General features: G+C 37.3%; 15 protein-coding genes, 1 tRNA gene and 1 pseudogene. 6 read left to right on the top strand and 11 right to left on the bottom strand.

Annotated elements, in window-relative coordinates:
* Nucleotides 1-33 precede the first annotated feature (33 nt).
* The 3 genes from LF822_RS06790 to LF822_RS06780 are packed head-to-tail and all read left to right on the top strand — an operon-like array spanning nucleotide 34 to nucleotide 1,598.
* Nucleotides 34-351, top strand: a complete 318-nt coding sequence (locus LF822_RS06790; protein WP_253923175.1) for a DUF1360 domain-containing protein — start codon at nucleotides 34-36, stop codon at nucleotides 349-351.
* Between the two features lie 44 nt (nucleotides 352-395).
* The gene (locus LF822_RS06785; RefSeq protein ID WP_253923174.1) at nucleotides 396-692 is read left to right on the top strand and encodes a hypothetical protein; all 297 of its coding nucleotides are present in this window, start codon (nucleotides 396-398) and stop codon (nucleotides 690-692) included.
* A 12-nt stretch (nucleotides 693-704) separates the two neighbouring features.
* Complete coding sequence (locus LF822_RS06780) at nucleotides 705-1,598, top strand: MBL fold metallo-hydrolase (protein ID WP_253923173.1); 894 nt, start codon at nucleotides 705-707, stop codon at nucleotides 1,596-1,598.
* On the opposite strand, the gene LF822_RS06775 is transcribed toward LF822_RS06780, so the two are convergent.
* The 4 genes from LF822_RS06775 to LF822_RS06760 form a co-directional block, all read right to left on the bottom strand.
* Nucleotides 1,580-2,266, bottom strand: a complete 687-nt coding sequence (locus LF822_RS06775) for a YetF domain-containing protein (protein WP_253923172.1) — start codon at nucleotides 2,264-2,266, stop codon at nucleotides 1,580-1,582. The genes LF822_RS06780 and LF822_RS06775 overlap by 19 nt on opposite strands.
* Nucleotides 2,267-2,542: 276 nt before the next feature.
* Nucleotides 2,543-2,971: a GNAT family N-acetyltransferase gene (locus tag LF822_RS06770; protein ID WP_253923171.1), complete on the bottom strand. Its 429-nt coding sequence runs from the start codon at nucleotides 2,969-2,971 to the stop codon at nucleotides 2,543-2,545.
* Between the two features lie 2 nt (nucleotides 2,972-2,973).
* The gene (locus LF822_RS06765) at nucleotides 2,974-3,486 is read right to left on the bottom strand and encodes a YjcG family protein (protein ID WP_253923170.1); all 513 of its coding nucleotides are present in this window, start codon (nucleotides 3,484-3,486) and stop codon (nucleotides 2,974-2,976) included.
* Between the two features lie 15 nt (nucleotides 3,487-3,501).
* Nucleotides 3,502-4,233 carry an alpha/beta hydrolase gene (locus tag LF822_RS06760; protein ID WP_253923168.1) on the bottom strand — a complete coding sequence of 244 codons (732 nt, stop codon included), beginning with the start codon at nucleotides 4,231-4,233 and terminating at the stop codon, nucleotides 3,502-3,504.
* A 254-nt stretch (nucleotides 4,234-4,487) separates the two neighbouring features.
* Here LF822_RS06760 and LF822_RS06755 point away from each other — a divergent pair.
* Nucleotides 4,488-4,560, top strand: a tRNA-Val gene (locus LF822_RS06755).
* 103 nt (nucleotides 4,561-4,663) lie between these two features.
* Here LF822_RS06755 and LF822_RS06750 read toward each other — a convergent pair.
* From LF822_RS06750 to LF822_RS06720, 7 genes and pseudogenes are all read right to left on the bottom strand, one after another.
* Entirely contained in the window at nucleotides 4,664-5,845 is a 1,182-nt protein-coding gene (locus tag LF822_RS06750) for a tyrosine-type recombinase/integrase (RefSeq protein WP_253923167.1), read from the bottom strand.
* A gap of 12 nt (nucleotides 5,846-5,857) precedes the next feature.
* Complete coding sequence (locus LF822_RS06745; RefSeq protein WP_253923165.1) at nucleotides 5,858-6,385, bottom strand: ImmA/IrrE family metallo-endopeptidase; 528 nt, start codon at nucleotides 6,383-6,385, stop codon at nucleotides 5,858-5,860.
* 125 nt (nucleotides 6,386-6,510) lie between these two features.
* Entirely contained in the window at nucleotides 6,511-8,349 is a 1,839-nt protein-coding gene (locus LF822_RS06740; RefSeq protein WP_253923163.1) for a UvrD-helicase domain-containing protein, read from the bottom strand.
* A 3-nt stretch (nucleotides 8,350-8,352) separates the two neighbouring features.
* On the bottom strand, nucleotides 8,353-10,359 hold the full coding sequence (locus LF822_RS06735) for an AAA family ATPase (protein WP_253923489.1): 2,007 nt from the start codon (nucleotides 10,357-10,359) through the stop codon (nucleotides 8,353-8,355).
* A gap of 30 nt (nucleotides 10,360-10,389) precedes the next feature.
* Nucleotides 10,390-10,506: pseudogene (locus LF822_RS06730) on the bottom strand (excalibur calcium-binding domain-containing protein); the annotation flags it as partial.
* Nucleotides 10,507-10,717: 211 nt separating this feature from the next.
* Nucleotides 10,718-11,788, bottom strand: coding sequence for a type I restriction endonuclease (locus LF822_RS06725; RefSeq protein WP_253923162.1), 1,071 nt, complete (start codon nucleotides 11,786-11,788; stop codon nucleotides 10,718-10,720).
* Between the two features lie 114 nt (nucleotides 11,789-11,902).
* Nucleotides 11,903-12,337 (bottom strand): helix-turn-helix domain-containing protein, encoded by a 435-nt coding sequence (locus tag LF822_RS06720; RefSeq protein ID WP_253923161.1) that lies wholly within the window; start codon nucleotides 12,335-12,337, stop codon nucleotides 11,903-11,905.
* A gap of 144 nt (nucleotides 12,338-12,481) precedes the next feature.
* Between LF822_RS06720 and LF822_RS06715 the strand changes: the two genes are divergently transcribed.
* Together LF822_RS06715 and LF822_RS06710 are read left to right on the top strand one after the other, a co-directional pair.
* On the top strand, nucleotides 12,482-12,724 hold the full coding sequence (locus LF822_RS06715) for a helix-turn-helix domain-containing protein (RefSeq protein WP_253923159.1): 243 nt from the start codon (nucleotides 12,482-12,484) through the stop codon (nucleotides 12,722-12,724).
* Nucleotides 12,725-12,913 carry a helix-turn-helix domain-containing protein gene (locus LF822_RS06710; RefSeq protein WP_253923157.1) on the top strand — a complete coding sequence of 63 codons (189 nt, stop codon included), beginning with the start codon at nucleotides 12,725-12,727 and terminating at the stop codon, nucleotides 12,911-12,913.

The raw sequence follows: 12,913 nt of genomic DNA, 5'->3' as shown, positions 1-12,913 counted from the left end.
CGTTTTCTTTTACACAGAAAGGAAGAAATATAAATGGTAAACCTAATGGAATTGATTCTAATTGTGTTTGCTTCATTTCGGATGACAAGGCTGGTTGTTTACGATGTTATCTTTGAGCCCCTGCGCAGACCGTTCTTCACTATAGAAACAAAGGATGGAGAACAGTGGCTTGAACCTAAAGGGATCATCGGTGAATTGATCAGCTGCCAGTGGTGTGTCGGTGTATGGTCTTCCCTATTTGTCGTTTATCTTCATTTCTTTGTTCCTTACAGTGAATTATTTATTTTAGTTATGGCGGTGGCCGGGCTTCAATCTATATTTTTTGAATGGAGTAGGCAGAGAGGGGAATAATGGAAGCTTAAAGAGGGTAAGTATACTTGTAAGGAGGAGAGATTATGGGATATATTCTGCCGATACAGAACTACCAATACCAGGATTATCAGCAGCGAGTTACTCAAAATAAGCAGCCATCGTTTACACTTGACCGAGTATTTAAAGTAACAATGGATCACAAGCTTAAAGAGTATTACACCCGTGGAGAACAAGGTCAAAAAGGTTCTCAGGATCTCAAGGACAAACTTCACACCTCGAAGAAGTTCCATTACAATAAAACGACACGTGCCCCTGAAATGGAGCAGAAATTATATTCGGAGCTGACAGGAAAAGGGCAGCAATTCAGTGAAACCATATAAGGAGCTTAATAAATGACATTTCATCAAATTAATGAACATTGCTTTTATTATAATAGTGCAGTAAACATTGGTTATGTTACGGATGGACTTACAGGACTGCTGATCGACACAGGAATCGACCGCTCTGCAGTAAAAAAAGTGGAAAAGGAGCTCCAGAATCTTGGGCTCCCCCTTACTCACCTTTTTATAACCCATGCTCATGCAGACCACTATGGAGGGGCAGCTTATCTGCAAAAGAATTATAATTTACATACATGCGCCCCTCCCTTAGAAGCCGCCATACTTGAAAATCCGTCACTTGAACCGCTTTATTTATTTGGAGGAAATGATCCTTTACCCGAGCTGCATAATAAATTCTTAGAGGCCCCTGCCATGCAGGTGGATGAAATCATAAAGGAAGGTGAACTATCGATCGGCACGATTCCGGTAAGAGCCATTTCGACACCCGGACACAGCTGCCAGCAGATGTGTTTACTCATTTATGAGACGCTCTATGCGGGAGATGCATATTTTAGTACCGAGCAGCTTCACAAACATAAGGTTCCTTATATTACAGATGCCTCTCAAACTATTGAGAGCTTAAACAAGCTTCTTCAAGTATCATGCTCGGGTGCTATACCAGGACATGGGACTTATGAAGAGAATTTTCAAGATACAGTGCAGGCCAATATTGAATATCATGAACAGCTGCTTATGTGGCTGGAGGAAGTGCTGAAGAAGGAAATGACACAAGAAGAGGTCGTGAGAGAAATGTGCCGGGGCTTTGAAGTTCGAACGCCCCAACTTTCGCAGTGGCTGCTTTATCGAACGGCTGTAACAGCATATTTGATTGGCCTAATTAAAAGAGAAAAAATCACCCACGATGTGAGTGATTTTGCATGGACTTTTCAGCGTGTCCGTTCATAACCCATAATAAACAGCTGTTCACCGGGAGTGTATTCAGCAATTAAAACGTCTTCCACCCTAAAAAAATCCTGCGTGTGAAGTTCAGCCTCCAGCCAATGTTTATCCAATCCAATCTCTTTTAGGTTATCCCATAAAATCTCACCATCGCTGATAATCATACGGGGAAGCCCTTTACGTGTTAAAGGAATATTTAAGTCCTGCAGGGTCGGTGTATCCAAAGCCGGCTTTTTCATTACTGAAATTGTACCGTCTGTTTCTAGTACAGCAAATAGAACATCCTGCACCGAAAAAATATCCTTCGTCCGAAGCAAGTGCTGAAGTTGATTGATATCCAGCTTATTTTGCTTCAGCTGTTCCCGAATAATCTGGCCATGGTCAATAATCACAGACGGAGAGCCTTCGAGCGTTTTACGTGTTCCTTTAAACTTCTCAGTAATAATTTCGGTGAAGTATATAAGCAGCCCCCACAAAAAAACGGCAAACGCAATCTGGGCAATGCCGACTTCTTTATCGTAGAGAGCATTACCAACCAACTCGCCGAGAACCAGAGCGGCAATAAAGTCAAAAGCTGTGATCTGTGTGATCTGTGATTTCCCCAATGTCTTCGTTAAAACAAATAGAGCACCGAATCCAAACAAGGATTCAATCGCAATCCTTAAATAATCCATATAATCCCCATCCCCACAAGACATAGTCCTTTGCAGTGTAGACGAAAATTATGAAATTTATACGAACAAAAGCGCAAGCACCCTGGTAGACACGAAACGCATAAGCAAAACGACCGAAGGAAGGTGGGCTTCCCTTCCGCAGGACGGATTGCTTATGTCGCGAGTGTCTGGGTGCTGGAGCTGGATGTCGCTCTATGAAAAGAATCCACAGTTTGGAATTTTATAATTTCCTAGAAGATAAAAAAACCTGCCTCTACTTAAGGCAGGTGTGGTTCATCATAATGATTTCGTCATTGTCACATGGGGAATGCCGGCGTCCAAAAATTCTTCTGACACCGTTTCATAGCCCAGGTTCTTATAAAAGCCTTCGGCGTGCGTCTGGGCGTTTAATTTTGAGTGCTGACAGCCAGCTTCTTTCGCAACAGCTTCCATATAAACTATCACTTGTTTCCCCAGGGATTGACCACGATGCGACTTAGCGACGCAGATACGCTCAAACTTGCCGTAATCTCCGACAAAGCGTAATCGGGCAGCAATTAAAGGTTTCTCATCCACATAACCAATGATGTGGGTAGCTGTTTCGTCATATTCATTTTGTTCATCCTCTACTGATACGTTCTGTTCGTTGATGAAGACTTCTTCGCGAACAGAGAACGCATCCTTTAGTTCTTCTTCACTTTGTACTGTTCGTAAATCTAACTTCATGATTATTCTCCCAATCGAAATGTTTCATAAACGCTCCATGCTCCATTTTCAAGCTGATATAATAACTGGAAGCGGTCAATTTTGTCTTCTATATCAAATTTAAGCATACTAAGTGTTCCATAGACATCAGAATACTCTTCATCAGAAAGCTTTTGAGCAATTGTAATATGAGGGACAAACGAATATTGTTTATTATCCGGCAGGTTTTCGTTATGCAGTCTTTCATTCAGCGCAAGAATATCCTCTGAAGGTTCAACCTTTAAATAAATGGTATTCGTTACCGGAGTAAAAGAGCTTACCTTCTGAATGTGAACGCTAAATGGTTTTGTTTCTTCAGCTACCCGCTTTAATTCAGGAATAATTTTATTTTCAATTTGCTCCTCTTCTGCGTCGAACGGTTCCTTCAGTGTAATATGCGGTGGAAGCAAAGCGTAATGCGGGTCATAACGTTTTCGATAAGAATTCGCTTCATCCTGTATTTTTTTTGATGGAAATGCTGCAATTCCGTATTTCATTGGTTTATGCCCTCCTTAATCTTCTTTAGCAAACATGATGCGTAATGCACGGGGGAGATCCTTCTGCCACGACCCCCACGTATGTCCTCCATCCAGTTGATTGAATACGTAGGATAAGGATTGTTTATCTAAGTATCGGTGCAATTCAAGATTTGGCTCCAAGAAATTCTTTCTTGATCCGTCAGTCGTGGTGACATCCTTTTCCAGGGTACCGATAGTATGATAGATCGTTAACGAAGACAAATCGTTAATCGATTGTATATATTCTAACACGTGTTCATCCACATAGGGGCTCTGCATAATCACATTTCCAAAGATATTTGGGAAACGCGCAGCCGTCATCAAGGCTAAGGTGCCGGCAAGTGAATCGCCAGCCAGGGTGCGGCCCCTTCCCATGCTGTAGCCCGGAAGGTTCTCATCTAAATAAGGAACAACTTCACGTATAAGGAAATTTATATAATCTCCCTGCTTCTTACCATCGGGGTGATATTTATCCTGACGATCATACTTATCATAATAATGAATGCCGATAAAAATAGTATTCTCAATTTCCCGTTCCGAATGGAGCTGATCACTGAGCGTTGCTGCCCGCCCCATTTGAAAGTAGTCATCACCATCCTGCATAATACAGAAATGGTATTTATAAAGAGGTGAATAATTCTCAGGTGTGTATACTTTTAATGTGATTTCTTCATTTAAATATTGACTGAAAATCACGTGATGTTCGAACTTTCCTTTACGTCCCACAAAACGCCTCCTAACAACAACAATTACTTTAAAAATTCCCTTATCGCAGGCTGTATAAACGTTACACTATTATTTTATCACATTATTCAGGAAAAAGAAGGAGGGAACAATGCCGCCTTTAAATTCCTGTTTATTCGACAAAATAAGTGGGAATATAAACTTTTTTTGAAAGATACGTTGACAATATGTGAATAGCGTTGTATATTATTATTTGTTCGTAACAAAAGTTTACGAGAGATTTACATTACATATATGATTCCGTAGCTCAGCTGGGAGAGCGCCACCTTGACAGGGTGGAGGTCGTTGGTTCGAGCCCAATCGGAATCATCCATACAAAGTGCCGGAGTGGCGCGGTTTCCTAGCAGAGGGGAGGCCGCGTCACTTCTTTTAATTTAGGCACTTGTTGCCGAGTTGTTGCCGGAATTTTTAATTAGCCATTTTTTTGCTTTGTAAAGATACCATCAAGTTTACTTGCTGCTTCTTGATCAGCTGCTTCTAATACATGGCCATAAGTATCCATCGTAATACGAATATCTGCATGCCCTAACCGTTCTGAGATCACTTTCGCATGTACACCTTGATTGATTAACATGGTTGCTGAAGTATGACGAAGGTCGTGTAATCGAATGTAACGTATGTTTTTCCTTTCCGTAAATCTCCGCCACCAGGTAGTTGGAGTAGTAGGGTAGAAGTGGGTACCATCCTCATTACAAAAAAGCCATTCATGGTGATCCTCTTGCCATATATCTCCGGCCTTCATTTTAAGTCTTCTATTTTCCATATATAGTTTTTTCAGAAGGACCATTACGGAATTGGGGACCGTTACAACTCTAGTAGAAGTGAAGGACTTAGGATCTTTTAAGACAGGTCTTCCTTTTTCACCTCTTACAATAGCTTGATCAATGGTTATTTGATTCTTGTCCCAGTTAATACGGTCTGCTTCGAGGGCAAGGTTTTCTCCACGTCTAAAACTACAAGCAAGGGCAAGAGAAATGAATACCTGCCATCTTAGTGACTCGGTATTCATCTCCTTAAATATATCTTCTACTTCATTCTCATCATAAACGTGATCTTTTACCTTTCGATTATCTGCCTTAGGTCTTTTAATGGCTGCTACTGGATTCTTGCTAATCAGTTCCCATTCTGTGGCTCGCTCCATAACATTACGGAATACTCTGTATCCATACTGGATAGTGCCATTAGATAGTTGTTTAGTTTCTTTTAGCTCACTCAAAAAATTTACAACCTGCATGGGTTTTATTTGATCTACTTTTTGTTTCCCGAAGTAGGGAAGTATGTGATTCCTTAAATGACCTAAATAAGTATCCAAAGTTTGGTCAGCCAAATTGCTCTCAGCGTATTTTGTTTTCCAATCCTCAACGAATTCCTCTAATGTACGTTTACCTGGAGCGATATATTCCCCAGCTTCTACTTCCATTTGAAACTTAATGAGTTCCTGATTTAAGTAATCCCTAAGCTTTTTCTTTGTTTTTAACAAACTCTCATCTACGGTTACAGTCCTAGTTTTTCTCTTTCGACGGCCTTTGTTATTATATCCAGTCTCAACAGTTAATAAGTAAGAACTGTCACCTCTTTTGCGGTAATGTGCCATATCAAACCCTCCTTACTTGTAACATAGCTCATAAGCTTTCTTATGCGCGGTACAATTTTCGTTAACTGCTGTTATGTATCGTCGCTTGATTTGATCAAGTCGTTCCTCACACAATTCTTCGCTAACTTTAAAATCATGTGACCATTCTTCTATGATGTTTGAATCTTCTATGTCGTATCTTCTAATCATGTGATAGGGGAGAGCAGCATATAAGGTGAAATGCTTCGCATCCCTTTCTTGAAGCTCTCTAAATGCTTCTGGCATCATTGACTGCTTTCCTACATGCCTTATGGCGTGACAAAGTTCATGAAAGAATTCTTCTCTTTGTTGAAGAGGATCTACCTTAGAATTCAGTACGATTTCTCTATAACGCCCAAATCGAATATAGTGAGAGTCTAAAGGCTTATAACTGATGAAAATCTCGTATCTCATAGCAATTTTTCTAAGTTTTAGTTCATTAGGGTTCCAATAGTTGTAACGTTTATACCAACTTGAGACCCAATCTTCCAATACGGTTGTTGTATATTGGGGGTAAATCATACTATCACCATCCTAGGGATATTATACGAACAATTGTTCTTGTTTTGCAAATAAAAAAGGGATTCCTGAGAGGAAACCCTGAAATAATTATCGTAACTTGTGACTCAATGAATTAAAGTCTTTTATTATAAAGCTTTCACTTTCGCTTTCTCTAACATTTTATAGATTGGATCTACCTTCATTCTCTTTTGAGAACCGAAACGACCGGAGTTATAAGAGACATAAAAATTTCTTTTAGCCCTGGATAAAGCGACGAAAAAAGTGTAGTTTTCTTCTATCCTATTATCTTCATATTTATGAAAAGCTCCATCTTCTAGCCCCATTAAGATTACCGAGTCAAATTCAAGACCTTTACTTTTATGAATTGACATTATGGGAATGGAATATAAACCTAAAAAATCCTCAATAGCATACAACCAATTACCTTTTTGTTTTACTAAAGATTGTTCAAGAAAGTCAGATGTTTCTTTAATAACTCTGGTTAAATTAGCTTCCTGGGAGTATTCAGGGAAGGTACTTCTAATTAGGTCCTTACCAGCAAAGTTAATAATACTCCATAAGATCTCTTCAATCCTATTATCATTGGATAAATTAGTTTTTAGTTCCTTAAGGAATTGGTCTGTAGTTAGATCTTGTTTGTAATCCTCAATAACATAAGAACCTCTAACACGCTTTAGAAATTTCGATAATTCAATCCAGGCCTCAGCATCCCTAGTAATAGTTGCTAGTTTTAACGAACTTAGAAGGAGTGGCATACAGTTCTCGGAAAGCAACTCTTGCCACTTGTGTTCAACTCTTGCATGTATCCCCAAAAGGTCTAGTTCATGAATAAGGGATTTACTATATAGGTCTGGCAGTTTTCTAACCAATATACAAATATCTCTGGGCAGCAAACTTTCAAATTGTAACCATTTATTGATCCTATCTGCTATGTGTTTTGATTCTTCGTGGTCATTTACATATTCAAGAATTCCACATTCACTTTGAATATCACCTTTTTTATATGAGGGATATTGGGTATTAGGTTTTACTCCAAGGATATCTTCAACAATTGAAGCCTGTACCTCTATCAGTCTTTCAGTAGATCTATGGTTGAGTATTAACTCATATCTTTCTGAATTGAAGTCAGTATCAAAATCCTTGAATGCTTCTGGCAATGCGCCAGCCCATCCCATAATCCTTTGTTTAATGTCTCCAACAGCAGTTAATACAACATTAGAATTTATAAAACAAGTTTTCAGGAGATCATACTGATTAGTGGTGGTATCCTGAAATTCATCTAGAAATACATGGCTGTAAGTTTCTTTCAGAGCAAAGGTTAATTTTGGATTTGTCCTCATAAGATATTCAGCAAGACGAGAAATCATTGGAAATGTTAGTTCAGATTGTCCCTGCTCCTTTAAAAGCAAGGACCACATTCGCCATTTATAATAACCTTCTAAATTATTTATCTTATTTTCTTCAATTGGTAACAATTCGGAGGCATGATCCAAAGCAAAATTATTGTAAGAGATAAATTCCCAAGGGAAATTTTTTGGATTTCCCATCATATCAAAGAGTTCTTTAACATCCTTAGAGAAAATATACTTTATCTTATAATCTTTTGTTGGTCTTAAATTGCCTGGTAAACCATCTCGAAACCTATCTATTATATTTTTTGCAAATGAATCAAAGGTTCTTGACTCGAACCTTTCAGCTAATTCCTGCCCGCACCTTTGTATTACTCTATCTTTAAGGTTCCTTGCTGAGTCTTTTTTGTAACTAATTGCAAGTATTTTTTTAGGGCTTCTAGATGAATTCGTTTCTAAAAGGTAAGACGCTTTTTGACCTAACAGTTCTGTTTTACCGGCTCCTGGGCCAGCTAAAACGCTGCTGTTCTTTTCAGTCCTTACTATTTCGTTAGCTTGATCCTCTAATATAATTCCTTGTTTGGGTTTCCAATCTTCTTTTCTTATATATTTCATAACTTAGTTCACCTGTAATTTCTGATGGATATTATTAAGAAAGCACTTAAATGATTCAGGTATTTTCTCTCTTAAGTTATCTTCCTCTATGTGTTCCATAGCTTCTATATGAGTACTTGGCTTACCACGCCCTAAAAAGAAATAATTATACCAAATCATTAAGTCTCGTTGTGGTTCAGTAAAAGTCTCTCCATTACCACCATTTTGCTTTAAGGTTGCCCTAATACTTTTTTCAAGTTTTTCTTTGTAGTTTGGCGTATGTTTTCCTTCTTCAATACCACGAGGTCCACCAGCTTTAGGAATGGTTTTTTTATATTCTTCTAAAAATCCCTCTAACATAACAAAATCAATGTCTAAGGGAGATGAAAAAAATACTTCATAGTTTTCTAATCTTTTCATCCAGGCCTGCATGTTTTCAGTAGTGTTAACATCCCAGTTATGCATATTAGCTAGTGCTTGGTCTTGTAAAATTTCGTCGTTGGCTAGTTTAAGTAATTGTTCTTTGTTGACCCCAATTTTTATTAGTTGTTCAAGAGCATACTTTATTCTTCCCCATCCGCCACCGTCTCTTTCGCGATCAAGATCTATTAAAGTTACAAAAGGGATGTTTAATTCGCTTAGTAGCTTCCAGAAGTGATTTACATGTTTTCCACCTAAGGGAACAATAGAAATACTAGAAAAATCTACATCTTTATTTATTAATTCCAGTAGTCTAGGAATAATTATTTCTTCACTATCCCCTTCACAGAGAATAACTAGATTAGAAAAATAAAGCTCTGGATATGCTTTTACAGCTCCTTTAACATATTTATATTCACTTTCTTTGCCTTCCTCAGGCAATTCTATAGATCTAACTATAGAAGTCCCATTTTCATAATTCATTCTAAAATGTTTTATAAGCACAGGTTCAATTCTTTTAATCATTGAAGGTGAATGAGTTGATACAGTCACCTGTGCATTCTCTTGTTTTGATAATTTTAAAAAACCGTTCACTATTCTTCCTAATAAATGAGGGGAAACATGATTTTCTGGTTCTTCAAGAGCAACAATAGTAAGTAGAGGGGGGTCTATTTTAAAATGACGATCCTCCTGTCTTTTAGTTTTATCCTCGGTAGCAATCTTCTCTATTTCTAATAGGGAATTTACTAATGATAAATAAAAAAGAGATTGTAATCCGTCTCCTAGTTGATCAATTTTAAAGTTGTTTTCCCTCTCACTCGGTTCAAAATATACCTCTACTTTTTTTAATATTGAATCTAAATTTGAATGATTAAAAGACACGTTTGTTGAAGTATATCGAGAGTCTTTGTGAAGTTTGCCCCATTGACGGTTAATTACGGATCTTAATACTTTTACTCCACTTACTTCATCAAATAATTTATCAACACTCTTAAGTTCTTCTTTAACATTCTCTTCTATGTCTTTCGGCCAATTAATCCCATTCAGAATTCTTCCGAAGATTGTACCAGATGTGTTTTTTAATTGAGAAGATGGGTTTCTTGAAGCTGGAATATAGAACATTTGAATTTGGGATCTTTCGCTTGGTTTAACAATTTTTTTTATTTCATCTTCCGGTTTAGTTCCAACAGGCGAGAGAATATAATAGAGACATTGGTCGATATTTGGTTCAATCGAATTCCCTTCAGTTAAAGAAGCTTCTAATCTTAATCTGACATATGGGTCACCTTGTTGTTCACTAATTGCCATATGATTAAAATGGGGCGGAATAGTATCGGATGATATTTCTTCTCCTAATTCAGGAAAAGAAAGAATTACTTCAATAGACAAGGAATTTTTTTGGTTAACTTTTTCGTTTGTAGGATTGTGAAAATCCGATTCTTCTATCAACCTTTCCTTTTTATAAGGGCTAAATAATTTTAGTAGAGCATTATTCGTAGTAGTTTTACCTGTACTGTTCGCTCCTATAAATAAAGTTAAATTATGAAGGTCAATTTCTGTAGGTGACTCATCACCAAAACATCTAAAATTCTCTAAAAATAATTTTGAAATAAAAATAAAAAATCCTCCCTAAAATAATAATTACCATTCACACCCGACTCCATCACCATCTCTATCTAAATGCTTAGCATAACCTGGGTCACCTCGACGCACAGGTGCAGCTCCAGCAGCATCACAGTTCTTGTAATAAACGCTAGAAGGGGCATCCTCTTGAGGTTCTGGCTCAGGCTCTGGTTCCGGTTCTTCTTCATAATGATAGCCATGGTCATGGTCCTTGTGGGCATAAACAGGAATGGACCAAACGCCAATGCCGGAATCCATAGCTGGCTGTTGGGCAGCAGGGATTTCATCAAACATATAAAAGTCATATCTAAGTTAAGCAAAGCCAAAAAATAATAAGCGATTTCGTTTATTTAAATGACTCAGTCACTTTGAGTAGCTTTTCTTTGTATTTGGTTAGTTCTGAAACTCGTTCAATACTAACAGTTGTACGTTCTTCATCATTAAACTGAATATATTTATTGTTCTCTGAGTTCAATCCAAGTCTGCATACCCATCGACGGATATTATCATCAATTAAAATGTTGAAGTAACTCTTATTATCCCGATAATACACTCGCTCTTCATCAATAGATTCAGACAAAATCAGACGTGCAATTGCATAACCTTGTATCTCTTCTTCAGTTGTAATTATTTCTGGTGGATCATCGACGATTTCTTCTGTTTCCTCAATAGCTTCAGGGTCTACGTTTGAATCTTCATTATTAGTAGACTTTAATGCCGCACTTAATTTGTCGTTAACAATCTCATTTATAAATTGTTTGAACGATTTCTTAACAATCGGTTCAAACTGTGTCACAACATTTTTAGTTTTACGACCCTCATAGATGTTATTTAGTATGTAGTGAATAAAATCTTCAGTTGGCTCTTCCCAGAGGTCATAAAGCAATTCTTTAATCTTGCCCGTGTACTTTAACTCTGAGGCAGTATTAAATATTTTGGCCAAATCAAAACTATCTTTTCTGAATTTAGATAATTCAGAGAGGTTGCTATCTTTTAAATCTAGCAAGTCAAAAGTGAAGAATGGAGAAACATCCATTTTGTTTTGTTCCTCTAAATCTGTGAAAAATTTGTATGAGACTCCGTTGGTAAGAATAGCAAATTTTGCTTTTGTCGTACCAAAATACCTAAAGAGTTGAGAGTCATGTTTAGTAAGTACGTCATCTAACGATTTTGCCTCGATTAAAATAAGTGGCTCACCTTCATGCATAATTGCGTAATCTACTTTTTCACCCTTCTTAATTCCTACATCAGCTGTGTATTCCGGTGTGAACTCTGCTGGGTTAAAAACGTCGTATCCAAGAATCTGAAAAAACGGCATAATTATGCTAGTTTTGGTTGCTTCTTCGGTGTGAATATTGCCTCTCATCTTGTCAACTCGGTCAGATAACGCTCGAACCTTCTCGTTAAAATCACTCATCCTGAACCTCTCCCTTTTAATAGTTAGTAAATTGGATATAGGGTATAAATATTGCATTTAATACAAAAATACCCAAATATAATTCAAAAGAAAACACGCTGTGAACGTGTTTCTTTAATTATTTTTTTTATCTTTTTCTAGTTCATAAGACTTCTGGACCAAGTATTGAAAGTAACTTTCCAGTTCTTTAATCTGCTCAGGGCTCATTGACTTCCATTTTTCAATATCAAAGAAAGACATATCGTCAATTTCATATTTCTCGAGAAGTCGGTTGATCTCTGATAATGAATCAAAAGTATTTTCTTCACGTGACGTGAAGTTATGATCATCGGTTCTTCCTAGCAAGTAATCAGTGGATACATCGAAATAATCAGCGAACTTTGCGATTAAATCAGGATCAGGGTTTGATTGACCTTTTTCATAGCGGGATAATTGGAAATTTGTTAAACCAAATATTGTTGCGGCTCTTTTTTGAGTGAGATTTTGTTGCTCTCTTAATTTACGGAGTCTATCTCCTAAAATATTTGCTGACATTTGTTCAGCCTCCACTTTTATTCTCCTTTCATAATATCACTTTTGCAATTTCAGCAAATAATAATTGCGAAAAACGCTAATTTGTTATTGACTTTGCATTTTTTGCGATTTATAATCGATTTAACGAGTTGCAATTAATGCAATTAGGAGGTGTTAAAATTGGCAAAATTAAATCTCGATAAGTTGAAAAAATTAAGAAAGAAGAATAAATTATCACAAAGTGAAATGGCAGAATTACTTGGTATGAAGAGCTTATACCCTTATCATCGTAAGGAGTCAGGCAATCAGCCTTTTAAAGCTGAAGAAATAATTGAAATTGCAAATTACTTCAATGTAGAAATTGAGTATTTTTTTGTGAATGAAGTTGCAAAAAACGCTATAAATGAAAAGGAGGTGATTTAAATGCCTATCAAGAGACTTGATGTCAAACAAGCTGCAGATTATTTAGGCGTCTGCACCGACACCATTTACACCATGGTGAAGCAAAAAGAGATTCCGCATTTTCGTCTTCGCAGACGGATCATGTTCTCAGAGGAAGCTCTGAATGATTGGATTCGTCAACAAGAAGCCGATCACATGGAAGCTATTTAA

The organism is Halobacillus sp. A5 (assembly GCF_024189315.1).
In the GTDB taxonomy this organism is placed as follows: Bacteria; Bacillota; Bacilli; order Bacillales; family Halobacillaceae; genus Halobacillus_A.
This window is presented reverse-complemented; position numbering and strand designations above follow the sequence as displayed.